This window comes from Gracilibacillus saliphilus (assembly GCF_010994085.1).
GTDB lineage: Bacteria > Bacillota > Bacilli > Bacillales > Amphibacillaceae > Gracilibacillus > Gracilibacillus lacisalsi.
The window spans coordinates 445,291-470,248 of the sequence record NZ_WJEB01000001.1; the positions used below are offsets into that span (position 1 = coordinate 445,291).

Sequence of the window (24,958 nt, forward strand, 5' to 3'; positions counted from 1 at the left end):
ATGCCAGTTTATGTGGGCGTATACGTATGGTGCATGGAGTACTAACTATAATAAGTTAAAGAAGACACTGTTTTTTAAGAGTAATGCGAAGCACAAAGTAAGAAGTTAAATTTATAAGAGTGACAAGCTTTATCCGGGTGTAGAAGGAGAGGAAGTTGGTTCATGAGACTATTCTATACAATTAAATACGATGTATTATCACAATTTCGTTATGGATTTTACTACGCTTATATTGCAATTCTCATACTTTACTATGCATTGTTATCCAACCTGCCAACTGAACTGCGGAATGATATGGAGGTATTAATAATATTTAGTGACCCTTCTGCAGTTGGTTATTTTATTATCGGTGGCATTATATTATTAGAAATTGATCAAAACACGTTAGAAAATCTTTTTGTCACACCGGTTCGAATTTATGAATATATCTTTTCCAAGGTGATCTCGCTAACTTTCTTAGCTGTGATTATCACACTAATCATCGTACTGACTACCTGGGAAGGTCAATTGCATCTGTTCACATTATTACTAGGAGTAATCTTGACATCGATATTCTTTACTTTACTAGGATTAACGGCAGCCGTTTATTCTAACAGCATAAATGAATATCTTTTGAAAGCACCTTTAATAGTCTCAGTATTTTACCTACCAGTGCTAGAATACCTTGATATTTATGCCCATCCTTTGTTTAACCTCATCCCAGGTAAAGCGAGTCTAGTTTTGCTTGAAGCTGGATTTGAGGAAATAAATCCGCTGGCAATGTTCTATGCAATTGGTACATTGTCAGTCTGGATTGTATTGGCCTATTTGCTTGCACACCGTTCATTTTACAGACGGATTATCTTAAGAATAGGAGGTCGTTGAATGAAGAAAATCATCATGTTGTCGTTGAATGATTTGAAAAATATTCGCCGTGATCCAATGTTATTATTCATTATTCTCGGCCCTATTCTACTTACCTTTTTATTTCGTTTTGGCTTACCAATTGTAGATAAATTGTTACATTCACATTTTAGTTTTAATCTCCTAGCGTTTAAAGAGCTAATCATGGGATTTATTATGTTGCTCGTTCCTTTCCTAGTTGGTATTTTAATAGGTTTAATCATACTGGATGAAAAAGATGAAAATTTATTAGTCTATTATGCAGTAACGCCGATAACTAAACAGGGTTATCTCTATTACCGATTGGCGATGCCATTTGTGCTTAGCTTCCTACTCACTATTTTTATGTGGGCGTTTATTGGGTTTATAGAACTTGATGTAATCAAATTACTTCCTGTAGCTGTTGTTACAGCTTTAGAAGCTCCACTAATCACTTTAGCAATGGCAGTGTTCGCTTCCAATAAGGTAGAGGGACTCGCGATTTCTAAAGGAGCGGGTGTTATTTTAACAATACCGTTTATTGTTTACTTTGTGTCATCAAAATGGGTATGGTTTGGATATATGGTACCAACCTTCTGGGTGTCGAGTGCCTTTTTCCATAGTTTTAATTCCACACTACTATATGCCATGTTTGTTATTGGTGGAATCATGATTCATTTTATCTATATCAAGTTAATGTTAGTAAGGTTTCAACGTACCGTTTTTTAAGAAAAACATTGCTTATTAGTAAGAAACCATTTATACTTTGTATGACCAAAAAAATAATTCGGTCATGGATTTTTAAGTTTTATCCTAGGAGGTCAAAGATGTTTTTACAGATGGAAGATATTAATAAAACGTACCAGTCCGGTGAAACAACTTTTCAGGCTTTAAAAACTGTGGATCTTTCTATGGAGCAGGGACAAATAGGTGTTATATTAGGTCCATCAGGTTCGGGGAAATCTACTTTACTTAACATTATCGGTGGCATTGATTTAGCTGATAGTGGGTCTATTCGTGTAGCAGGTTGGAAGTTAAATGACCTCAAAGAGAAACAACTAACGCAATATCGCCGGGATGCGGTAGGTTTTATTTTTCAGTTTTATAATCTCGTACCCAACTTAACTGCACGTGAAAATGTGGAATTAACCACGACCATTAGCAAACATCCTCTTGATATCGATGAGATTTTGGAAGCGGTAGGAATGAAGGAATTCGAACATCGCTTTCCAACAGAGTTAAGTGGAGGACAACAGCAGCGTATTTCCATTGCCAGAGCATTGGTAAAAAATCCAAAACTATTACTCTGTGATGAACCTACTGGTGCTTTAGACTATACAACATCTAAAGAGATATTAAGATTGCTCATTGATGTAAATAAGAAATACAATACAACAATCTTAATTATTACCCACAACACCGCCATTGCTGAGATGGGACATCGTGTACTGAAGATGCGCAGTGGAAAAATTATTGAAGATTTAGTAAATGACACCTTGGTACCACCTGAAAGGATTGAATGGTAATGAAATTAAACCGTAAAATCCTGCGGACGATGATGGACAATAAATCACGTTATTTAGGATCAATTATTTTAGTCATTATTAGTTGTGCGTTATATACTGCCTTTAACATGACAGTTCCTAATCTACAAACAGGACTTGATGAGTATATCGATGAAAGTGTATTAGAAGACGCATACTTCATCACTCAGGAACCAATAGAAGACATAGAGTCCTTGGAAAAGGAATATGATTTGATTTTAGAAGAACGTTATAGTTGGGATTATGAATATAGTGATGGCGTGACTCTACGTGTTCTGAGTGATACAGAGAAATTAAATCGGTACTCGGTTATCGAAGGAGAAGCTTTAACGGAACAACGGGAGTTAGTCGTTGATCCGCATTTTGCTAATAGCCATGAATTAGATGTTGGGGACAAAATCACTTTAAATGGAGAAGACTTCACTATTAGTGGTTTGGTAGCTATGCCAGACTATATTTACCCACTAAAAACTGAAGAGGATATGGCATCAAATTCTAGTAGTTTCGGTGTAGCAATTATCAGTAAAGATGAGTTACAGGCGATGGAGAAAGGTTATAATTATTACAGCGCAAAATTTAACCAAGATAACAGTGATTTATTTAAAGAGCAATTGTCAGAAAGTAATTATGTGAGTCAGTGGATTAGTCGAAGTGATAACCCACGAATTACTTTTATTAATGGCGACATTAATGCATTGTCAGAAATTGGTGAAGTAGTTCCTATTATTATTTTGATTTTGACTTGTATGCTAATCGCGGCAGTTTTATCCCGCCTGTTGAAAGGGGAATATGTGCAAGTAGGAACGCTGTTCGGTCTCGGTTATAAGAAACAAGAAATTTATAGACATTACTTGATGTATCCTGTTTTTGTTTCGCTTGTAGGAAGTATAATAGGCACATTTGTTGGTCAATATCTGGCAAAGCCACTGATGATGTCCTTTACATTTCAGTATATTCTACCAAACCTAGAGGTAGATTCATTTGATTTAAAACATGTCGTCATCAGTTTGTTATTACCAGCACTGTTGTTAGTTACAGTTACCTTTTTTGTAATTAGGAGAGCTCTTAAGCTAACTCCACAAGAATTAATGCGTGGAAAACAAGTGAAAACAAAAATTAGTTGGATTGAGCGTCGTTTGCATTTAAATCGTTTTTCATTTGACACCAAGTTCCGAATTCGTGATATGTTACGCAGTATACCACGCAGTATTATGATGATTTTAGGAATAACCTTTGCCTCGATGTTGTTATTAATGGGTTTTACAACAAAGGATTCCATTGATCATTTTTTTAACCATTCTCTCAAAGAAACCTTTAACTACGATTATTATTATATCTATAATGACATGCAATATGGTAAGCTGGGACAGGGAGAGAAGTTATCGATTTCTGCTTTTAAAAGTGAGCAAACAAATGGTGATGGTTCATTTGAATTAAGCATTTACGGAATTCAGGAAGACGCTAAACTAATTAGTCTTACTGATAAAGAAAACAATCAATTAGACAAAGATCAGGTGATTGTTACCCAGTCTTTATCAAATAACTTGGATATATCTGTTGGAGACTCCATCGAGGTTGAGAATCAATTAAATGCCAAAGTACTTACGCTTGAGATTGATGCAGTTGCTGATACTTATGCAGGTGACTATTTGTTTTTACCACTTGATGAATTTAATCAGATGAATGGGTATCCAGAAGATAGTTATACAGGGGTAATGTCTAATAAAAAAGTCGATGTTGAACAAGACAACCTGTTATTTTCGAAGACTAATGATGAGGTAATGGCCGCTTTTGAAGAAGCAACTAAGCCAGTCAAATATATGGTTGGTGGTGTATCGGTTGTTGCCTTTATTTTAGGGTTAATCATTATTTTCATGATTACGTCGATGATGATTGAGGAAAACAAGATGAATATAGCTTTATTAAAAGTGCTTGGCTATCCTAAAAAGAAGATTTTTTCGCTGGTGTTAAGCAGTAATTCTATTCTTGTAATTATAGGATTTATCATAGCAGTTCCTCTTATTATATTATCGGTGGATATCATGTTTCAAAGTATAGCAAAAGATTTAAAAATGACTTTACCAGCACACCTGAATAAAATTAACATCCTTATTGGATTTGTTATCATTTATATCACGTACACATTATCGAATTGGTTAGCTAGAAAACGAATCATGAATATATCGATGGCAGAAATTTTAAAGAATCGTGTTGAGTAAATGGATGTAATGGGCCCTTCTAATCGTAGTAGGGTTCATTTCTTTATTACATTGTAAGGTTCAAATGCAAACCATTATTAACCGAATTTATAATAGAGAAATATTTCAACTAAAATATAGATGGATAATTGTTTCTATTAATATAGCAAACAAATAAAAATGGTAGGTGATACTCATTGAGCTCTATACTACTTGTGGCAGTTCGAATTCATGCTGATATGAAGATGGAAAACTATAGGAAGTGGGCTTATATGATATCAGATGAAAGAAATGAAAGAATAGCTTACTTTAAATTTGATGTGGACCGTATTCGCGCCTTGATTAGTGAACTTGTAGCAAGAAAGTGCATATCCGATCAAGCAGGTATTTCATTTAGATCTTTGGAATTTCATCGAGGTTCTCACGGTAAACCTTATGTTAACCTAGAAGTACCTTTGGCATTTAATTGGTCCCATTCAGGTGATTGGATTTTATTTGCTATGGACTCAGAACCTGTCGGAGTGGATGTAGAAGTTGTCCACCCAGTAAAAGAGATGGATCTAGCTAGACGATTTTTTGATGCACAAGAAGTTGCCCAGCTTAACACAATGCCTGCAGTAGAAAGAAAGAAGCATTTCTTTAAATTATGGTCATTAAAGGAAAGCTACATAAAATGGAAAGGAACTGGCCTTAGTACCGAATTGGACTCCTTTCGTTTTTTATACAATAAGCATCAGGAATTATTATTTAGTAATAATCATGAAGATTCCTGCTACTTTCATACGATTCATCTTGATTCAAGGCGCTGCAGCAGTCTGTTTATCTAGATGCGATTACCAAAGTTTCAATATCAAAATCTTTGAAGCAGATGAATTTCTAGACAGTATAACGGAAACAGGGAACTTTTAGTACATCTTTACACAAACCAAATACAAAAAGACTTGTAAACTAAGTATTTATTAAGCTATTTCGCCCCCGACCACCGGGGTCCAAAGTTAGAGATGGAGATAATAGATTAATTAATATCCAATGCTGTTTTTTGCCTCTTAAATAACCACGGTGAACCGTATCATAAATAGTGGATTAATTTATTAGTGAAAAATGGATTAATAAGTTACTTAAACAGGAACACAACATTTCTGTGAACAGACTTACTGTACAAAGGATCATGCAAAATATAAAATCCAATGTCGGGTAAAACCAAAGAGAAAATCGAACATCGCTGGTGAAAGTAAATGCATCGTTCCTAATTTATTAAAACAAAATTTCAAGGCAGATAGACTAAATCAAAAGTGGGTTACTGATATTACTTACTTGCCTTTTGGAGAATCGATGATGTATTTATCAACCATTATGGATTTGTATAACAACGAAATTATCGCTTATCGAGTGAGTCCTAACCAAGAAGAAGAATTAGTACTAGAAACACTGAAAGCAGCTTGTAATGGGCGTGAAACAAAGGGATTCATTCTTCATAGTGATCAAGGGGCTCAATACACATCCTACGCTTTTCAAGAATTAGCTGAAGAAAAAGGCATTATCACAAGCATGTCCCGGAAAGGCAATTGCTTTGATAATGCCGTCATTGAATCCTTCCACTCCACCATAAAGTCGGAAGAATTCTACACACATCAAAAGATGCGTCTTACAAATTCCATTGTACTAGAAAAAGTGGAATGGTACATGTATTATTACAACTATATACGACCATTTTCAAAATTAAACTGCCTTTCTCCTGTTCAATTCAGGGCAAAGGCGCCTAGGTGCTTTTTCTTGTCTCATATTACTAGGTCAGTCCAAATTGAAGTAGGTGCTTTTTCGTGATACTATAAATGATACACTTTTAATCAACATATTGTATTATTATACTCCGCATGTAAATGCAAGGATGTTTTTACTACTAAAACATACTGGTTGAATGTTTCGGCTGAATTCTCGCCTTTGGATCCATATATGCTTTAGCATTGTTAACTGCTGTTGGTCCTTCTCCAAATCCGGCAGCAATCAAATTAACTTTACCCGGATACGTACAAATATCACCCGCAGCATAGATACCTGGAACATTTGTTTCCATTTTCGAATTGACTACAATGCTGTTCTTGTCAATTTCTAATCCCCAATTTTTAATTGGTCCTAACGATGAAATAAAGCCATAATTCACTAGTACATGGTCTACATCAAGTACGACTTCCTTGTCACCTTTCACTTCTTTTAATCGGATTTGATCAATCTTATCTTGTCCGATCAGACTTTCTGGAACATACGGTGTTAAAATATTCACATTAGAATTCATTAAATTCTCCACGCTTGCCTCATGTGCACGGAATGAATCTCTTCTGTGTACTAATGTCACTTCTTTTGCAATGGGTTCTAGCATAAGCGCCCAATCAACAGCTGAATCGCCTCCACCGAATAATACAACACGTTGGTCACGGAATTTATCCATATTATCCACGAAATAGTGGAGGTTTTTATCTTCAAAATGCTCTGCATTATTTATCGATAATTTTCTTGGTTGAAAAGCACCATTTCCACCTGTAATAATGATTACTTTAGATAGATGCTCTTCTGTCGGTGTGGTAATCCGGAACGTTTCATCCTCTAAACGCTCGACTTTCTCAACAGATTGATTTAAGACAATTTCCGGTTCAAATAAATCTGTTTGTTCTTTTAAGTTATCGACGAGTTCTTGCGCACGAACCTTGGGAAAGCCGGCTATATCATAGATATATTTTTCTGGATATAATGCACTCAGCTGTCCACCGATTTGTGGTAAACTCTCGATGATTTTTACAGAAGATTGTCGTAAGCCACCATAAAAAGCTGTAAACAATCCAACAGGTCCTGCTCCAATAATGGTTATATCATAAACTTCCTTTGACATATTAGATTCCCCCTAATACTTACATCAATGCCTTATATTTTAACATAACAGTAACTATCGTGTCATTTTTACAAGATGGTGATTGAATATTTGTGAATTCTGCCAAATTCAAAAAAAGAGGTTAAAAAATTCACAAAATTAAAATCAAGGGTTGAAAAATGTCGTAAAAAGGGCTAACATATACTATGGACTAATTATTAAGACATATGTATTATTACGTGATAGTACGTGAAATACATCACGAATAGTTACAAAAAAAATACTTAAATGGATGTGAGAAAGATGAACAGACCAAAAATTGTCATTTTGGGAGCTGGCTATGGCGGGTTAACGACAGTAGCAAAGTTACAAAAAAAGTTAGGTGTTAATGACGCACACATTACGCTTGTAAACAAGCATGATTATCACTATGAGTCAACTTGGTTACATGAAGCTGCAGCAGGGACATTACATCATGACCGCAGTCGTGTGAAAATTTCTGACCTAATTAACTCAGCAAAGGTTAATTTTGTACAAGATACGGTAACAGCAATTAAGCCCGATGAGAAGAAAGTAGAATTGCAAGATGACGTATTAGAGTATGACTATCTAGTAGTTGCTTTAGGTTTTGAAGCTGCTACATTTGGAATTCCAGGTTTATTGGATAATGCCTTTACGATTGGAAGCATTAATAAAGCGCGTCAGATTCGTGAACATATTGATTACCAATTTGCAACGTATAATAATGAAGCTGAAACTAAGCAAGAACGTTTAAACATTGTTGTCGGCGGTGGCGGTTTCACTGGAATTGAGTTTGTTGGGGAATTAGCAAACCGTATTCCTGAACTATGTGAAGAATATGATATTGATCGTAGTAAGGTTCGTCTCATGGTTGTAGAAGGAATGGACACGATTATGCCTGGCTTTGATCCGGAATTAATTGAATATGCCATGAACTCTCTTGAAGCCCGTGGTGTCGAGTTTAAACTAGGTGCTATGTTGAAAGAGGTTCGTGCAGATGGAATTACGATCGAGCAAAATGGCGAAAAAGAAGATATTCCAACCATGACAACTGTCTGGGCAGCTGGAGTTCGTGCAAACCACCTAGTCGAAGAATCTGCATTAGAAGACAATCGTGGTAAAGTAGAAGTAACACCTGAATTACGTGCGCCATCACATGAAGATGTCTTCGTCGTTGGCGATTGTGCATTAGTATGGAACAAAGAAATTGATCGTCCATACCCACCAACTGCTCAAATTGCTATGCAACAAGCAGAAGTCTGTGCACACAATTTAATTGCCCTTGTAAAAGGTGGCGAGTTAGAACCATTTGAATTTATTAATCGAGGAACAGTATGTTCACTTGGTGATAAAGATGCAATGGGATCTATCTTCGGTGGCAAGAAGATCTTCGGTTGGACTGCTTCTTTCATGAAGAAAGTAATCGATAACCGTGCACTATTCAAAATCGGTGGTGTAGGATTAGTGTTGAAAAAAGGTAAATTTAACATCTTTTAATATCACAAATCAAAGCAGAGGATAAGGTCCTCTGCTTTTTACATGCAAGCTTATGTAACTATGAGCTTTAACGGACATTTAGTACGTTATTTAACGCAATATCACCCGGTTTTATGTGTTAGCGGACATTTAATCCCTTATTCGGTTCGTTGCGGTGAAAATTAGCATTATTTTTGCCGAATAGCGGAATAGATGTCCGCCGACACCCTAAAAATGGCTTTTTTGTCACAAATAACGGAACAAATGTCTATCCAGTCCTAAATGCTTTATTTATTACAAATAGATGAACTTTATTGCACAAGTTCACATGGCAGTATAAAATAAGAAGAGTTATTAATTTTGGTCACGGTGGGTTAATCCCCCGCTGATCATAGACTCACTTTATATGAACGAAGAGGAGTATACAAATGATTCAACTTTTTATCTCTGTTCTTTTATTTTTTGTTTTATTTTTTGGGATTAGCTTTATTCTTAACATGATTTTACGTCAGACATGGCTAATGGCCTTCGTTTTTCCAATCATTGTTATCTTTATTGTTGATACTTTTCCTTTTTCTACATATATCACTGACCCAAGTCATGCATTTCCAACACTGTGGAATGAGTTAATTACCCTAAGTGTACAAGATGCGATTATATTATCATCTGGTTTTATCGGTACAATAGTTGCTGGGATCGTGATTAAGTTTCTTAGAAAAAATGGTTATCAAATGTTCTAATACGTACGAAATGTATATTTCTTGTTGTTAGTGGAAAAGATTACACCTAAGAGAGGTGTGATCTTTTTATGTTTATATGGAAAATTTCCAAAAGTCTATTGATGATTATTCTGTTGTTTGGGGCATTAACGTCTAGTTTCACTATGGTATCTAATGTATCAGCACAAGAAATGTTTAATAGCTTAACAGAGGAAACAAATGATTCACTTGATATAGGTTATCAGCATGATCGAGAAATTCTAGACAAAAAGAAATACGTTAAACATCGTAACAATCGCGTCACATACATTTCAAGTGAAGAAATAGCAGAGCCATCTACTCTGGAAGAAACGTTGGATTTAAGTCAATATGAGAAAAACAATGTCGTAGCCACTGGGTATACAGCTGGTGTGGAATCTACTGGGAAAACGCCAGATCATCCCGCTTATGGTGTAACGTATTCTGGAGTTAAAGTTACTAGGGATTTATATTCTACAATCGCTGCGGATTTAGATGTCTATCCGATTGGTACGATATTGTATATTCCTGATTATGGATATGGTGTTGTAGCGGATAAAGGTGGTGCAATCAAAGGAAACAAGATTGATTTATATTACCCAACAGTGAATGATGTATATGAAAAATGGGGTAAAAAAGAAGTTGATGTATATGTGATTGAATATGGAACTGGTGAATTGACCGAAGAAGTTTTGGTATCGTTGAATAATACAGAATCATTACAAGTATTTAGACATCAATATAAGGCAGAATAAGCTCATTAAATGAAGATTAATAGTATCACGACAAAAAACAGCCATTGTGGCTGTTTTTTGTTAGGTATAAAAAGGCATTTTAAAATAACGGATAAAGTAAGAAAGCTAAAAGGACTCCTGTTAATCCACCGAAGAAAACTTCAATTGGCTGATGTCCGAGTAGTTCTTTTAATTCTTTTTGTTTCTCATATTCCCCTTTTTTTGACCATCCTTTTGCCTCGGTGACAAAATGGTGGAAGTCCTTTACAAGTGTGTTTATTAAAATGGCTTGTTCTCCAGCTTGTCTGCGAATGCCTGTCGCATCAAACATTATGATAATAGCCAACACACAAGATACCGCAAAAAGGCCGGATGATACACCGTGTTCAATACCAATTCCGGTGGTAACTGCTGTAACAGCAGCTGAATGACTACTCGGCATTCCACCTGTGCTAAATGTTAGGCCAGGTTTGAATTCTTTTGTAGCGATAAAATGTAGGGGAACTTTAATGATTTGAGCAAAAGTAATTGCAATAATGGCTGCCCAAAGTGGAAAGTTTTCGAAAAGCTCCAATTAGAACATCCTCTCTGTCTCTTAGGTGGATATAATGATTTTATGAGTAGTATACGACTTATAATATGTATCTACTGACCAATTTCTTTACCATTATAGCATAGCTTTTACGTCTTTAGAATTGATTACACATCAATTAACATGCTTTTAATATTTAAAAAAGATGAGAACGAACTGATGCTCTCATCTTTTTGGCTCTTATTTAACTGCAGCATCCAAAGATACTTCAATCATCTCGTTAAATGTTGTTTGACGCTCTTCTGCAGTAGTTTCTTCACCGGTGATAATATGGTCAGAAACGGTCAGTACAGATAAGGCATTACGATTGTGTTTAGCTGCCAAGGTATACAATGCAGTTGTTTCCATCTCAATAGCTAACACATTATATTGATCAAGTAATTCCAATAATTCCTTCATATTATCACGATAAAAACTATCGCTCGTGAACACATTCCCAACTCTGAGGGGAAGCCCTTTTTCCACACCTGTGTCATATGCTTTTTTCAGTAAATCAAAATCAGCGGTTGGTGCGTAATCAATACCACCAAATACCATTCTGTTCATTTGCGAATCTGTTGAAGATGTACTTGCTAGTATAACATCTCTTACTTGTACATCTTTTTGAATGGCCCCGCATGTGCCGACACGGATTAAATTTTGCACATCATAACTTTGAATTAATTCATTTACATAGATTGAAATAGACGGTACGCCCATTCCTGTACCTTGAACAGAGATGTCTTTTCCCTTATATGTACCAGTATATCCGTACATCCCACGAACTTCATTATAACAAGTGACGTTCTCTAAGAAATTTTCTGCTATATATTTAGCACGCAATGGATCTCCAGGAAGTAAGATCGTATCTGCAATGTCACCTTTTTTTGCTCCAATATGTACACTCAATGTATAAGCCCTCCTTCAGGCAAGATGTTATAATTAGAAAATATCATAATAAAAATCGAAATACAAATGGAACCCTTCCGGTATATAATGGTATCCCTTTCATGGTTTATGGAAATTTTTCTTTTTTAGTTTCTTAATTTGCTTTTATCGTATATAATAGTTTTAGTTAGTCATTTCACAAGTTTGGGCAATTAGTTGACTCACGGAAGATGAACGAGTGATGAGGAGGAGTTATGGTTATGAAAGAACAATCTTTTACTATTCAAAGTGACACGGGTATTCACGCACGACCAGCTACTTTATTAGTAAATAAAGCTGGGCAATATGAATCACATGTGGAATTACATTATAATGGTAAGACAGTGAATTTAAAATCCATCATGGGTGTTATGTCACTAGGTGTACCGAAAGGAGCAGAAATTCGTATTACAGTTGATGGTAATGATGAAGATCAAGCTCTAGAAGGAATTGCAGAAACTATTGAAGAACATTTAGGAAAATAAGTAAAAAAAGCTAGTTAAATAACTAGCTTTTTTTATGTTATAATAAGATCTTAATTAGTAATTCTTTATAAAAGGGAAGTGATGTACGATGATGGAATTTCTTTATTTCCCAGAAGATAAATCGTTATATATTCCAGCTGTCCTTAGTTTATTAGTATTTGTAATCGGTGCTTTTGTTGCGATGCATTTCATTAAGAAAGCATCCCGAAAAGAAGAAGAGAAATGGAAACAAAAATATGACGATTTAAAAGATTGATTAAGTTTACTTCTCGTTGTCCATAATAGTTAGTGGATAAGTAAAGAGGAGTAGATGATATGAAAAGGTATGTACTTTGTTTCTGTTTAGCTGTGCTCATGTTCCTTGCAGGCTGTCAGGCAGAGGATCGCTCTCCGTTAGAAGTCCGTTTGTATAATGTGGATAATGATGCTGTGGGAACTGCTACGTTCAAAGAACAGGAAGATATGGTATCTGTGCAAATTGATGTGGAAGGCTTGGAACAAGGGCTACATGGCGTACATATTCACGAATATGCTAAATGTGAAGGGCCGGATTTTCAATCTGCCGGCAATCATTTTAATCCAGAAGGAAATGAACATGGACTCATGCATCCTGATGGTGCTCATCTAGGTGATATGCCAAATCTAGAAGTAGAGGCAGATGGAACGGCAGATGTAGAATTGGAGCTTCCAGGCGCAACATTAATGGACGGAGATAAGTCGTTACTAAGAGAAGATGGTACCTCTATTATTATTCATGAAGGAGAGGATGACGGTGTTTCACAACCTGCAGGTGATGCAGGTGACCGCATCGTTTGTGGTGTAATCTCATTAGAGGAAGCAACCGATGATGAGAAACCGACTGATCCTACTGAATCTAATAAAGAAGAAGAAGAGTAGGCATTCAATTGCTTACTCTTCTTTTATATTCTCTAAGCATTATCCAATGCATTTTTAATTCTGGTAGTACCTTCTTTTACTATATCTAAAGGACAGGCGATATTCATTCGCATAAAACCTGTACCTTCTTCGCCAAATGAGGCTCCGTCGTTCAAACCAACTTGAGCTCGTGTTTGTAAGAACTCTTTAAGTTCATCTTGGGAAAGCTCAAGTTTACTAAAGTCAAGCCATATTAAATATGTACCTTCTGGACGGAATACCTTCACTTTAGGATGGTCGGCAAATGTGTTAGCTACATAATCAATATTTGTTTGTAATTGTTCGAGTAATTGTTCGAGCCATTCTCGCCCGTTATTATAGGCTGCATCTAAAGCAGTGATTCCCATTGTATTTAAGATATGCATTCCTTGTTTATGAAATGTCTTTTCTAAAGCGTCTCTTTTTTGTTTATTAGCTATGATTGCATAGGAGACTTGCAGACCTGCCAAATTAAATGTTTTAGTTGGTGACATGCAAGTGATGATCTGTTCTTCCATGTCTTCATCGATTTTAGCGATAGGTACATGTTTATTTGGGTGATAAACAAGGTCAGCATGGATTTCGTCAGCAAAAATCATCACGTTATATTTTTTACATAGTGCAACGATTTTTTCTAATTCTGCTTGCGTCCACACACGTCCAACTGGATTATGTGGATTGCAGAGAATAAAAACTTTTACTCCTTGTTTTAATTTCGCCTCAAAATCCACGAAATCAATCTCATATCTATTTTCCTGTACAACGAGTGAATTTGTCACTAATTCTCGGTCATGATTTTTTACAATATCATAAAAAGGAGGATATACAGGTGTCTGAATTAATACTTTATCCCCTTTGTCTGTGAAAGTTTGAATAGCCATATATAACGTGGCAATCACACCTGGGCTGTACAGGATTGAAGCACTTTTCACTTTCCAATCGTGTTTGTACTCGAGCCAATCAGTAATGGTATTTTGCAGCGCATTGTCTGTATAAGTATAGCCGAATACACCGTGTTGTGCGCGCTCGGTTAATGCGTTTTTAACAGCAGGTGGAACTTCAAAGTCCATATCCGCTACCCACATTGGTAAGACATCTTCTGATCCATAAAGTGATTTGACCAGATCCCACTTAACCGCTCTTGTATTTCGTCTTTCAATTTTTTTATCAAAAGAAAATGTCATATGTTTTAGCACTCCCTTAATAACGTTTCTTGTTATTCCACTTCAATCATACCGCCCACTCAAAGAAAAGTCTAATACTCGACTTATAAATTTGCTTTTCTAACCATTTTGGCAATATGGTGAGCACTTTCTTCTGGGAGAAGATGGCCAGTTTTATCTAAGGTTGTTAATGTTGCATTTGGGAGGTATTTAATAAGCTCATATCCAATTTTGTATGGGATTATTTCATCGTTTTTTCCCCATATAATATCAGTAGGGATATCGATAGTTGCGAGTTCTTCTTCAGATAAATCACCTTGGTGATCGTTTAAAATTTTGATGATACATGGATATATTTTTTTGTCTAGAAAAGGTTTTTTATAGTGTTCCAGCATTTCACCTGTGATGATATGATCTTGATAAATCGAATGTCTCAGCATTTCATAAACTCCTTTTCGCTTTAATAAGCTTCTAGCAATAAAAGGAGAAAATGGATTATGACAGATTGCTTTAGCAAACAACGGGGAATGTCTCATAAAACTACAGGGTGCTAACAAATATAATCGGTCGATATGTTCAGGATACTTGTACGCAAATTGTAAAGAAATTTGTCCACCCATTGAATGACCGAGAAAAATCGCTTTATCAATGGATTGGTCTTTCATGATGTAACGGACCGTATCTACCATATGGTCATAGGAAAATAAACATGCGTTGGACTTTTCACTTTCTCCGAAGGGAGGGATGTCGATGGACATGATTTGAAAATTTTTTTGTAATAATGGAATTAATTTTCGAAAGCAATATGTTGAAGCTAAGAAACCATGTAGCATGATAATGGTCGGCTTTAACGAATGTTTATAAAAAGTGAAGCTGATAATGTGACCTTTATACGGGATAGTACTTCTCATATGATGTAACCTCACTTAAACATGATTAAGTAAATACAACCTGTCATATTCAATAATTACTGTGAATGGGTGAAACTTTGTATGGATTTGTGTTTTCTGTCATTATGATTTGAAGTAAGTAGGTGCTTTTATTCCGCTCCTACAATATACTGTATACTGTGCTTGTAGCTTATGTACGAGAGATGATAACATTTGACCTTTAATCCCTTATTCTGTTGCTTTAGGTATATATTTAGCGGATTTTTCATGAATAGATGTCCTCAGGTCTTAAAAATGCCACTTTTGTCACAAATAGTGGGACAAGTGCATCAAATCACTCATTCCAATGTTATTTTGTATCTGCATTTCCATTTATATAAAAAAATAAGCAAAGCGACGGATCGCTTTGCTATCCAGGGGGAATACGAGAAAGTCTTACATATATATAAATTGCCCATTTCTATAAATTTTAAACCTTTTTTTATGAAAAAATTCCACTTTTTTTTGAGATAGTTTTTAGATCAAATGATTCAGCTTTCTTTTGCTATTTTTATCTTAAGTATGCTAAGATTACTTAATGTTTATAGAGTCATTAATTGGTAAGAAAATGCTTAGAGGAGTTGGAAGTATGTCAGATAAATATCAAATAGGAGACGTGGTGGAAGGAGTAATCACAGGTGTTCAACCCTATGGGGCATTTGTTTCTCTTGGTGAGGACGTACAAGGTTTAGTTCATATATCTGAAGTTACAAACGGATTTGTCAAAGATATTACAGATCATGTCAAAGAAGGAGATAAAGTAACTGTTAAAATAATTGAAGTTGATGAAGCAGAGAATAAATATGCATTATCAATCCGTGCACTTCAGCCTGATAGACAAGGAGAGCACAATACAAATTCAATTGCTGAAAAAGAAGGAGAACACGGATTTAACACACTGAAGGACAAGCTGAAAGAATGGATTAAACAATCCGAATAAGTTTTTTGCCCGCTTTTAAAAAAAGCGGGCATTTTACATTTAGTAGCTCGAATGTTCTGCTCCTATCAGAAATTTTTCTTAAATTCAGAACCTTTTATTAATTCTCCTGATGCATTGCTTGATTTAGTAAGCAGGATTCGGTACATTTAAATAGTGAGAATAATTATTGGAGGTTACAAAAAAATGACACATGTACGCTTTGATTACGAGAAAGCACTAGCCTTTTTCGGGGAACATGAATTAGAGTACTTGAAAGAACCTGTCAAACTAGCACATGAAATGGTACATAACAAAACAGGAGCAGGAAATGACTTCTTAGGGTGGGTTGATCTTCCAACTGATTACGATAAAGAAGAATTTTCCCGTATTAAGAAAGCTGCTGAGAAAATCAAATCAGATTCTGACGTGCTATTAGTTGTAGGTATTGGAGGTTCTTACTTAGGTGCACGTGCAGCAATCGAAATGCTGAATCATTCTTTCTATAATGAATTAGCGAAAGAACAACGTAAAACTCCACAAGTTTTCTTTGTTGGTAACAGCATTAGTGCTCCATATATTAATGATTTATTTGATGTATTAAAAGATAAAGACGTTTCTGTAAATGTTATTTCCAAAAGTGGTACCACAACAGAACCAGCAATTGCTTTCCGCATTTTCCGTAAGTTTCTTGAGGAAAAGTATGGCTTAGAAGAAGCAAAGAAACGTATTTATGCTACAACGGATAAAGCCAAAGGTGCCCTAAAGACACTAGCGAATGAAGAAGGATACGAAAGCTTCGTTATTCCAGATGATGTTGGTGGACGTTACTCTGTTCTTACAGCAGTAGGATTATTACCAATTGCGGTAAGTGGAGTAGATATTGATGAAATGATGCAAGGTGCGCAAAAAGCTCAAGAAGAATTGAGTGAAGCAGATTTAGCGAAGAACCCGGCTTATCAATACGCTGCAGTTCGTAATGTGTTATACAATAAAGGAAAAACGATTGAAATGCTTATTAATTACGAGCCAGCACTTCAGTATTTCTCTGAGTGGTGGAAGCAGCTTTACGGTGAAAGTGAAGGGAAAGATTTCAAAGGTATTTATCCATCTTCTGCTAACTTCTCGACAGACCTTCACTCATTAGGTCAATATGTACAAGAAGGTCGTCGTGATATTTTTGAAACAGTACTTCACGTGGAAGAACCAAAATCCAATATCACGATTGAAAAGGAAGATCAGGATTTAGATGGATTAAACTATTTGGCTGGTGAAACACTGGACTTTGTTAATGAGAAAGCATTCCAGGGTACATTACTGGCACATACGGATGGTGAAGTACCAAACTTACTTGTACATCTACCTAAATTAGATGCGTACACATTTGGATATGTTGTTTATTTCTTTGAAAAAGCATGTGCTATTAGTGGATATTTACTAGGTGTCAATCCATTTGACCAACCAGGTGTAGAAGCGTATAAGAAAAATATGTTTGCCTTATTGGGTAAACCAGGTTTTGAAGAAGAAAAAGCAAAATTAGAAAAACGCCTTTAAGGCATAAAAGGTCTGCCCTCAAATAGGACAGGCCTTTTTACATGGAAAAGTTTAATTTTGCTTGATTTGATCTACACTACAAATGTTCTTTACATATCTTGCTATTGCAAGGGGTACCCTAATCAAAAAAGGGGTGAATGTGTTGTACGAATTAGATTCAAAAATTGAGAATCATGTGTATTCCTATCAGCAAGTAAAAGCAATCCTTGAAAAAGAAGGATATGCATTAGGTGGGGCCTGGGATTATGATCATGGCTATTTTGATTATAAATTAGCGAATGATGGCGGTTATCATTTTCTTCGTATTCCTTTTCAATCCGAAAGAGGAGAGATTGAACATGATGCTGCAGTAATAAGAATGGGGAAGCCGTATATATTAACCCATCGTTATCAAGATGATGTTGATGCCTATGCTGAGAGTAGTGTTATGCAAGCTGCTTTTAATCAATTTCAAGCTCCGACAGAAAAAGACGGAGATATTCCATCCAATTATATTGAAAAAGGGAAAGTAGTATTGCAAAATTTGGAAGTATTACTTGGGCAAATTTCGGATTGAAAATGATTGAGAATCTACTTAACCCATTTCGAAAAAGAAGAAATGGGTTTTTATTACATGATAAGAAAGTATAAATTTTGCGCAGATGTCTAGCTCCGAGCCCCAGAAACTAGGCGACTTCACGAATTGCCCTACGATAAGTCATCATCGGTTTGTAGACTCACCGTGATTCCTTTATCTCAGTTAATTCGTTCCAGTCGCTACGTTTCTAATCGGGCGCTCTGCGCTTTTCTTATCAGACAAGAAAGTATAAAATCAGTGCAATGACTGCGTTAAGCCAAGCAGTTATGTTGAAATGTTTGATGTATATTGGCAACGCTCCGACTAATTACTTTGCTTTCTGCGGGCACGACCTCAACTAACTTTGCAAAGTGGATTTTCGGCTCGCGCTATTCCCGCAGGAGGCTCCGTAATTAGCCTCCGCCAACCAATTCTTGTCATAAGTAATTTTACAATGGACCGCTATCTGAAAGTATAAAAGCAGCTGTGTTGAAAGCCTGATAATAACGAAGGCCGTCCACTTCAACTCCTGTGGGAATTGTTTGGCCTGAAGATCCACTATTTTGAGCGGGTTTTGCTCAAAATAGTTAGCTAAAGGACAAACCCCACGGAAAGGGAAGTGGGCAGCCGGAGTGGTGATTAAGCAGTTGATATTATCCCATAATAACCACTAGAGGAAGCGTAAATCTGAGCATTTAGTGAGAAGGACTGAGTGAATTTTGCTCGGTTTTTCGTATTATTCAACTTGTTTTCGGTTATGTTCTAATGGCTGTAAAAATATGAAATAATCCCCTTTTTTAGTACGTAAGGAAAAGTCGGGATGTAAGATCATTTCCTCTTCTCTAAATAGACCAATCAACCATTTTCTATCTGTTAAAAAATGTTGGGCACAGAAAGAAAAATCTTTATCAATCAAATCTTCGTCAACTAATTCTGAGCAAAATTGTTGTTCTTCCAAAGTTTTTGCTATAATTTCTGTAACTTGAGGATTGGTTTGGAATAGTGATTGATAAAATAAGGAACTCATGAAATTATTAGATCGGACTATTACATCAGCACCTGCCCGAATTGCATTTTTTCGCTGCATTTCGGTTAAAATTTCGGAAATGATACGGATAGAAGCATTATTGCCACGCGCTGCAATAATACTTAAAATCGTTTGCCGGTCAGCTTGTTCTTCCGTTAAATTAGGGTCGGAGGTAATAACAATATATTTTGCTTGTTGAATATTAGCTTTTTGTAATGTTTTATCTGAAGTAGGCTCGCCTTTGATATAATGTATGTGATGATCCTGATATGATAGCTTATTTAAAGAATGATCAATCAATACCGCTTCTGTATTAAGGTTATGAGCCTCAAACATATCAATTAATTGTTTCGTTCGCTCATTCCAACCTATAATAATAGTGTGGTTCGTACCTTTATAAGCAGTTTTTCCTTCAGATAAATCTTGTTCAAATTTGATGGTTCCAGCAGACAAGGTAGCCATGTAAAAGGTAACGAAACCACCCCCGGCTAATATTAGCAGGATAGCTATGATTTTCCCGATTGCACTAAGTGGTACATAATCTCCATATCCAACTGTTGATCCTGTGACTATCGCCCACCAAATTCCGTCGAACACAGAGGGGAAATGATCAGGTTCGATTAAATGGATAAGAGATCCGAACATTATCATTAGTATCGAGACACTTAATAATAACCGTACAATAATAGGAAGATGGAAGTAAAATTGTACACATTTATGCAAAAACATGTGATCACCTTTTTTTATATAGTCTAAACAAGTTCAAGTACCTTATTCTTACTTAGGAGGAATGTTTATTATGGAAAAAGAAAGAATTACGTTTTTACAAGAGTTATTACATACACCATCTCCATCAAGTATGGAGATGGAAATTCAGAAAAAATGGATGAAATACGTGGAGCCTTTCGTTGATGAAATACGTACCGATCATGCTGGTAATGTTACTGCGGTAAAGAATGAAAATGCAGATTTTCATTTGCTTTTGGCTGGCCATTGTGATGAGATTGCCTTTGTCGTTAATCGCATTGATGAAAATGGCTTTGTCTATGTTGATAAAATGGGTGGTATTAATCCAAAGGCAGCAATTGGTATGAAGGTGGAAATTATCGGGCAAGAACAACATCTACCAGGTGTGATTGGTGTGAATGCTCAACATCACGGAGGAATAAAAGGTGATTTTGATGTAGATGAGCTATTTATCGATTGTGGAGCAAAAGATAAATCGGAAATAGAAGCAGACATTCAAATCGGGGATTTAGTCGTGTACCGTCGTCAATCAGAAATCTTAAAAAACCGCTATATTTCAGGTAGAGGTTTAGATAATCGTACAGGTGCTTTTATTGTGGCTGAAGTAATGAGGAGACTTTCTAATAAGAATATTAATATTGGGGTTTATGGTGTCAGTACAGTGAATGAAGAAACAAATATGGGTGGTGCCTATTTCGCAGCAGCTGGCCTTCAACCTGATGCCGCCTTAGCAATAGATGTTACTTTTGCTACGGACTATCCATCTGTTGATAAACGAAAGCATGGTGACATTCGTTTAGATGGTGGCCCTGTATTGGCAAAAGGAGCACCAATCAATCGTAAATTAAATCAATTGTTAAAAAATAACGCCAAAAAATTAAGTATCGATGTCCAATATGAATTAACACCACGACATACTGGAACAGATGCTGACAAGATGCGTTTAACTGGTAAAGGTGTACCGATCAGTTTAGTTTCGCTTCCATTACGGTATATGCATTCACCTGTTGAAACGGCGAGTATTAAGGATATCGATGAAGAAATTTCTTTACTGGTAGAAATGATCACCAATATGACTGGAAAGGAAAGTTTAAATCCATTAGATGATTAGAAAAATGTTGACATAAAATGTTAAAACCCATACGATTAAATTATTATCTCGATGGGGAGGCAAACATATTGAATACACCTTCTGCCCAAACAAGTAACCTCTATCGTTTAATCGTGATTTCAATTATGGGTACGATTTCGGTATTATTAATGTTTTTAAATTTTCCTTTACCATTTCCTTTTATTCCAGCCTATTTGCGAATAGATGTAAGTGATATTCCAGCCCTAATTGCAGGGATTATTTTTTCACCAGTCGCTGGAGTAGTGGTTGTAGCCATTAAAAATATATTATATGTGCTTGTAACTGCGATTTCTGATCCAATTGGTGCACTTGCCAATTTTTTTGCTGGAATGTTCTATGTCGTACCGGTTAGTTTTATGTATATGAAATATCGTTCGATGAAAAGCGTGCTAATCGGTTTAGGGATCGGCACTTTGCTGATGACCATTGGTTTAAGCCTTTTAAACTACATCTTATTTATCCCGGCATACAGCTGGTTTATGGGTTGGGAAGAAATGTCCGAAAGTGTAAAGCGTAGTACAGTACTAGTTGGTATCCTGCCATTTAACCTGATAAAGGGGATCATCGTAGGTGTTGTTTTTGCACTAATCTTCACCAAACTTAAAAACTGGATACAGAAGAAATAAAAAAATCGAGCACAGTTGCTCGATTTTTTTCTGCTTATTTATTAATAACTCCTAATGTACAACGTGAAATGGCAATTAAATCTCCGTCTTCATCTTCCACTTGAATGTTCCATACCATTGTACGCTTGCCAATGTGAAGAGGAGTTGCTTTTGCAGTAATAACGCCATCTTTTTTCGCTTTTAGATGATTACAATTAATTTCGATGCCGACAATCGCTTGAGAGCTAGTATCAACATGTTCCATGCCGCCGATGCTTGCAGCTGTCTCGGCCAAAGCAACGGTTGCACCTCCATGTAGAAAACCCATCGGTTGCTTGACGTTTCCGGTAATTGGCATTTCAATAGCGACAAGACTTTTTGCTTGTTCTTTTACTTCCATTTGTAATGCTTCCATTAAAGTGTTATGCATCAGTGTACCTCCCCATTACAATGGCAGTGGCATCAAAATTTGTAATAATAAGGATATCCCGATTAATGCCCCATAAATGGTATTGGTTTGAGCTGTCGCGACCATGGCAGGTATCATCCCAACATTTGTTGTATTCGCTTGGAATATACGAACTGCCTTGCGTGCTTTCCATATGCTTAATAAACTTATAATACTATAAATGGGTAATAGTCCAGAGATAATATATGCGGCTGTCAACGCGTAACTAAGCAACATTAAACTAGATAAAAGAAAGATAGCACGATCTCTGCCAATCAAAATAGCGATCGTTTTTCGACCATTTTCTTTGTCACCATCCAAGTCACGAATATTGTTGGCTAACAGAATACAGCCAATTAAGATAGCGATTGGAATCGAAATAACGACTACTTGCCATGTGATTGTTAATGTTTGAATATAATAGCTAATTCCGATAATGACTGTCCCCATTAATAATCCAGAAAAAACTTCTCCGAATGGTGTATAGGCGATTGGTATCGGTCCACCGGTATATAGATATCCCACTAGCATACATAAGCTGCCGATTAGTGCGATCCACCAGCTCGATGCCATACAAATGTAGACTCCTAATAAGATGGACACCCCGAAAAAGGTAAAGGCTAATCTTTTTACGACGATTGGTTTTACTCCATCTCTGACGATGGTTCCACCTATGCCGACAGAGTTTTCGTTATCCAAGCCTCTTGCAAAATCATAATACTCGTTAAACATGTTAGTAGCTGCTTGGATCAACATGGCTGCTATTAACATTGCAATAAATAACAGTGGTCGGAAACTATTATCTAATACCGCTAACATCGTTCCGACAAAAACAGGGATGAAAGAAGCAGTTAACGTATGTGGTCTCAGTAACCTCCACCATATATGAAATCCAGGCTTCTCATTTAAATGGTTTGCTTTTGTTTCCATTGTAAGAAATCTCCTTGATAAAAATTAAGTAACATTATAAGTTTAGTGAATACTTATATATGTGTCAAACTATTGTCATAAACAATTTCCATCACCAATGTTAAGTTTTTTGTTATACTATTAAAGGGTATATAAGCTAGAGAAGACATTATTATCTTTAAAAATAGAGCAATTTATACTATAATGAATAGCGTTTATGAAAAAATGCCCTATTATATTGGAGGGTTTATCCATGATTGAAACAAAGGAAATAAAGATAGATGGTGTTTTACACTCAGCACAAAAACACTCTATAGATAAATCGGCACCAACCTTTGTTAGTATTACAGAGCAAATAGAAGGACTAGATCCTATTGATTTCTTTCAAACTGGAAAATCGATGGGAGAAGATCGAGTTTTTTGGCAGAGTGCAGACCGAAAAACTACATTTGTTGGAGTTGGAGAGGCATTGCTTTTTCATGATGAGGATGATTCTTATCAGAAATTGAAAGAAAACTGGAAACAAGTCTTGAAAAACAGTTGGATAGTTAATCCTTTTGATCAATATAAGACAGGCCCAATTGCTTTTGGTGGTTTTCCATTTGATGCAGACGAAAAGGCAGCAGAATTATGGAAATCGTTCAATGGGAGTCAATTTCGGGTACCTACCTTTTTATTAACGATGGAAAGCAATCAAACCTTTTTGACGACAACAGCTTATGTAGAGCAAGGAAGTAATGTTGATCAATTAGCAGCAGAACTAATAACGAGAAAGAATCAGTTATTATATGCGCAAAAACCAACATACCAAGAGAATAACATCGTATTAAAGCATGAAGTAGATCCTATCCAATGGAAAAAACTTGTGAAGCAAGCGACCAATACGATTGATTCAGAAAAGGTAGACAAAATTGTTTTAGCAAGAGAATTGCAAATTGAATTTGGTGATTCTTCTGATATTGGACGAGTGCTTGATCAATTACGAAATACACAGGAGAACAGTTTTATTTTTGCATGGGAAAAAGAATCTGTATGTTTTATTGGTGCAACACCTGAGCGTTTAGTGAAGGTAGATCAGCAACAATTATTTTCTACTTGTCTTGCTGGAACTGCTCCAAGAGGTAAAACGAAAGAAGAAGATAACCGATTGGGACAGCAATTATTACACGACCAGAAAAACCGTAATGAGCACCAAATTGTAGTAGATATGATTAAGGATGCGGTTAGTTCCTTTGCCAAGTATGTTGAAATTCCGGAGCAACCGATTTTATACCCATTAAAAAACCTTCAGCATTTATTTACGCCTGTTCAAGCAGAATTAGATCAAGGCTATACATTATTGGATGTAGTAGAAAAGCTTCATCCAACACCGGCTTTATGTGGTTTTCCACGAGAAAGCTCGTTAGACTTTATTCGTAAATTTGAACAATTGGAGCGCGGCTGGTATGGTGCTCCAATTGGCTGGTTTGATCAGTATTTTGATGGGGAATTTGCAGTGGCAATCCGATCTGCACTTGTTTCTGAAGACAAAGCATCGCTATTTGCTGGTTGTGGAGTTGTTCAAGATTCAGACCCTGAAATAGAGTATCAGGAAACAAGTATTAAATTTACCCCAATGTTACAAGCGCTGGGAGGATAAT

25 protein-coding genes and 1 pseudogene are annotated in these 24,958 nt (G+C 36.1%); 18 read left to right on the forward strand and 8 right to left on the reverse strand.

Translation table 11 applies throughout. The features are described 5' to 3' along the window. The first annotated feature begins 162 nt into the window (after nucleotides 1-162). The 6 genes and pseudogenes from GHT08_RS02145 to GHT08_RS02170 all read left to right on the forward strand — a co-directional run. A complete protein-coding gene (locus GHT08_RS02145; protein WP_163579376.1) occupies nucleotides 163-864 on the forward strand; it encodes a fluoroquinolone export ABC transporter permease subunit in 702 nt (233 codons plus the stop codon). Continuing rightward, a complete protein-coding gene (locus tag GHT08_RS02150; protein WP_163579378.1) occupies nucleotides 865-1,590 on the forward strand; it encodes a hypothetical protein in 726 nt (241 codons plus the stop codon). A 98-nt stretch (nucleotides 1,591-1,688) separates the two neighbouring features. After that, a complete protein-coding gene (locus tag GHT08_RS02155) occupies nucleotides 1,689-2,387 on the forward strand; it encodes an ABC transporter ATP-binding protein (protein WP_163579381.1) in 699 nt (232 codons plus the stop codon). Next, on the forward strand, nucleotides 2,387-4,624 hold the full coding sequence (locus tag GHT08_RS02160) for an ABC transporter permease (protein ID WP_163579383.1): 2,238 nt from the start codon (nucleotides 2,387-2,389) through the stop codon (nucleotides 4,622-4,624). Before GHT08_RS02155 ends, GHT08_RS02160 begins: the two co-directional genes overlap by 1 nt. Nucleotides 4,625-4,800: 176 nt before the next feature. Continuing rightward, nucleotides 4,801-5,430 carry a 4'-phosphopantetheinyl transferase family protein gene (locus GHT08_RS02165; RefSeq protein ID WP_163579385.1) on the forward strand — a complete coding sequence of 210 codons (630 nt, stop codon included), beginning with the start codon at nucleotides 4,801-4,803 and terminating at the stop codon, nucleotides 5,428-5,430. Between the two features lie 263 nt (nucleotides 5,431-5,693). Continuing rightward, nucleotides 5,694-6,361, forward strand: a pseudogene (locus tag GHT08_RS02170) (IS3 family transposase); the annotation flags it as partial. A gap of 142 nt (nucleotides 6,362-6,503) precedes the next feature. On the opposite strand, the gene GHT08_RS02175 reads toward GHT08_RS02170, so the two are convergent. Continuing rightward, a complete protein-coding gene (locus GHT08_RS02175) occupies nucleotides 6,504-7,487 on the reverse strand; it encodes an NAD(P)/FAD-dependent oxidoreductase (protein ID WP_163579387.1) in 984 nt (327 codons plus the stop codon). Between the two features lie 282 nt (nucleotides 7,488-7,769). Between GHT08_RS02175 and GHT08_RS02180 the strand changes: the two genes are divergently transcribed. The 3 genes from GHT08_RS02180 to GHT08_RS02190 all read left to right on the forward strand — a co-directional run bounded on the left by GHT08_RS02180 (nucleotide 7,770) and on the right by GHT08_RS02190 (nucleotide 10,455). Next, nucleotides 7,770-8,984: an NAD(P)/FAD-dependent oxidoreductase gene (locus GHT08_RS02180; RefSeq protein ID WP_163579389.1), complete on the forward strand. Its 1,215-nt coding sequence runs from the start codon at nucleotides 7,770-7,772 to the stop codon at nucleotides 8,982-8,984. Between the two features lie 407 nt (nucleotides 8,985-9,391). Next, a complete protein-coding gene (locus GHT08_RS02185; protein ID WP_163579391.1) occupies nucleotides 9,392-9,703 on the forward strand; it encodes a YuiB family protein in 312 nt (103 codons plus the stop codon). Between the two features lie 68 nt (nucleotides 9,704-9,771). Further along, the gene (locus GHT08_RS02190) at nucleotides 9,772-10,455 is read left to right on the forward strand and encodes a 3D domain-containing protein (protein WP_163579393.1); all 684 of its coding nucleotides are present in this window, start codon (nucleotides 9,772-9,774) and stop codon (nucleotides 10,453-10,455) included. Between the two features lie 79 nt (nucleotides 10,456-10,534). On the opposite strand, the gene GHT08_RS02195 is transcribed toward GHT08_RS02190, so the two are convergent. After that, a complete protein-coding gene (locus GHT08_RS02195; RefSeq protein ID WP_163579395.1) occupies nucleotides 10,535-11,008 on the reverse strand; it encodes a divergent PAP2 family protein in 474 nt (157 codons plus the stop codon). 198 nt (nucleotides 11,009-11,206) lie between these two features. Further along, the gene (gene deoD, locus GHT08_RS02200; RefSeq protein WP_163579397.1) at nucleotides 11,207-11,914 is read right to left on the reverse strand and encodes a purine-nucleoside phosphorylase; all 708 of its coding nucleotides are present in this window, start codon (nucleotides 11,912-11,914) and stop codon (nucleotides 11,207-11,209) included. Nucleotides 11,915-12,153: 239 nt separating this feature from the next. Here deoD and GHT08_RS02205 point away from each other — a divergent pair, with 239 nt between their 5' ends. From GHT08_RS02205 to GHT08_RS02215, 3 genes are all read left to right on the forward strand, one after another. Beyond that, complete coding sequence (locus GHT08_RS02205) at nucleotides 12,154-12,417, forward strand: phosphocarrier protein HPr (RefSeq protein WP_058306856.1); 264 nt, start codon at nucleotides 12,154-12,156, stop codon at nucleotides 12,415-12,417. 88 nt (nucleotides 12,418-12,505) lie between these two features. Continuing rightward, a complete protein-coding gene (locus GHT08_RS02210; RefSeq protein WP_163579399.1) occupies nucleotides 12,506-12,673 on the forward strand; it encodes a hypothetical protein in 168 nt (55 codons plus the stop codon). Between the two features lie 59 nt (nucleotides 12,674-12,732). Further along, nucleotides 12,733-13,314, forward strand: coding sequence for a superoxide dismutase family protein (locus GHT08_RS02215; RefSeq protein WP_163579401.1), 582 nt, complete (start codon nucleotides 12,733-12,735; stop codon nucleotides 13,312-13,314). A gap of 32 nt (nucleotides 13,315-13,346) precedes the next feature. Here the strand turns inward: GHT08_RS02215 and GHT08_RS02220 are convergent, their stop codons facing one another. Next, on the reverse strand, nucleotides 13,347-14,516 hold the full coding sequence (locus GHT08_RS02220; RefSeq protein ID WP_163579403.1) for a MalY/PatB family protein: 1,170 nt from the start codon (nucleotides 14,514-14,516) through the stop codon (nucleotides 13,347-13,349). Nucleotides 14,517-14,599: 83 nt separating this feature from the next. Then, the gene (locus tag GHT08_RS02225) at nucleotides 14,600-15,406 is read right to left on the reverse strand and encodes an alpha/beta fold hydrolase (protein ID WP_163579405.1); all 807 of its coding nucleotides are present in this window, start codon (nucleotides 15,404-15,406) and stop codon (nucleotides 14,600-14,602) included. A gap of 607 nt (nucleotides 15,407-16,013) precedes the next feature. Here GHT08_RS02225 and yugI point away from each other — a divergent pair. The 3 genes from yugI (at nucleotide 16,014) to GHT08_RS02240 (ending at nucleotide 18,450) form a co-directional block, all read left to right on the forward strand. Beyond that, nucleotides 16,014-16,364, forward strand: a complete 351-nt coding sequence (yugI, locus tag GHT08_RS02230; RefSeq protein ID WP_163579407.1) for a S1 domain-containing post-transcriptional regulator GSP13 — start codon at nucleotides 16,014-16,016, stop codon at nucleotides 16,362-16,364. A 183-nt stretch (nucleotides 16,365-16,547) separates the two neighbouring features. After that, nucleotides 16,548-17,894, forward strand: coding sequence for a glucose-6-phosphate isomerase (locus GHT08_RS02235; protein ID WP_163579409.1), 1,347 nt, complete (start codon nucleotides 16,548-16,550; stop codon nucleotides 17,892-17,894). A 139-nt stretch (nucleotides 17,895-18,033) separates the two neighbouring features. Further along, nucleotides 18,034-18,450, forward strand: coding sequence for a YugN family protein (locus GHT08_RS02240; RefSeq protein WP_238343486.1), 417 nt, complete (start codon nucleotides 18,034-18,036; stop codon nucleotides 18,448-18,450). Nucleotides 18,451-19,186: 736 nt separating this feature from the next. On the opposite strand, the gene GHT08_RS02245 is transcribed toward GHT08_RS02240, so the two are convergent. After that, nucleotides 19,187-20,206 carry a potassium channel family protein gene (locus GHT08_RS02245; RefSeq protein WP_163579413.1) on the reverse strand — a complete coding sequence of 340 codons (1,020 nt, stop codon included), beginning with the start codon at nucleotides 20,204-20,206 and terminating at the stop codon, nucleotides 19,187-19,189. Between the two features lie 70 nt (nucleotides 20,207-20,276). On the opposite strand from GHT08_RS02245, the gene GHT08_RS02250 reads away from it, so the two are divergent. Together GHT08_RS02250 and GHT08_RS02255 are read left to right on the forward strand one after the other, a co-directional pair. Next, nucleotides 20,277-21,335, forward strand: a complete 1,059-nt coding sequence (locus tag GHT08_RS02250) for a M20/M25/M40 family metallo-hydrolase (RefSeq protein WP_163579415.1) — start codon at nucleotides 20,277-20,279, stop codon at nucleotides 21,333-21,335. A gap of 68 nt (nucleotides 21,336-21,403) precedes the next feature. Continuing rightward, nucleotides 21,404-21,982 carry an ECF transporter S component gene (locus tag GHT08_RS02255; protein WP_163579416.1) on the forward strand — a complete coding sequence of 193 codons (579 nt, stop codon included), beginning with the start codon at nucleotides 21,404-21,406 and terminating at the stop codon, nucleotides 21,980-21,982. A gap of 34 nt (nucleotides 21,983-22,016) precedes the next feature. Here GHT08_RS02255 and GHT08_RS02260 read toward each other — a convergent pair whose 3' ends face one another. Both GHT08_RS02260 and GHT08_RS02265 read right to left on the reverse strand, forming a co-directional pair. After that, entirely contained in the window at nucleotides 22,017-22,391 is a 375-nt protein-coding gene (locus GHT08_RS02260) for a PaaI family thioesterase (protein ID WP_163579418.1), read from the reverse strand. 15 nt (nucleotides 22,392-22,406) lie between these two features. Then, entirely contained in the window at nucleotides 22,407-23,339 is a 933-nt protein-coding gene (locus GHT08_RS02265; RefSeq protein WP_163579420.1) for a 1,4-dihydroxy-2-naphthoate polyprenyltransferase, read from the reverse strand. A gap of 232 nt (nucleotides 23,340-23,571) precedes the next feature. Between GHT08_RS02265 and GHT08_RS02270 the strand changes: the two genes are divergently transcribed. Beyond that, entirely contained in the window at nucleotides 23,572-24,957 is a 1,386-nt protein-coding gene (locus tag GHT08_RS02270) for an isochorismate synthase (protein WP_163579422.1), read from the forward strand. Nucleotide 24,958 lies beyond the last annotated feature (1 nt).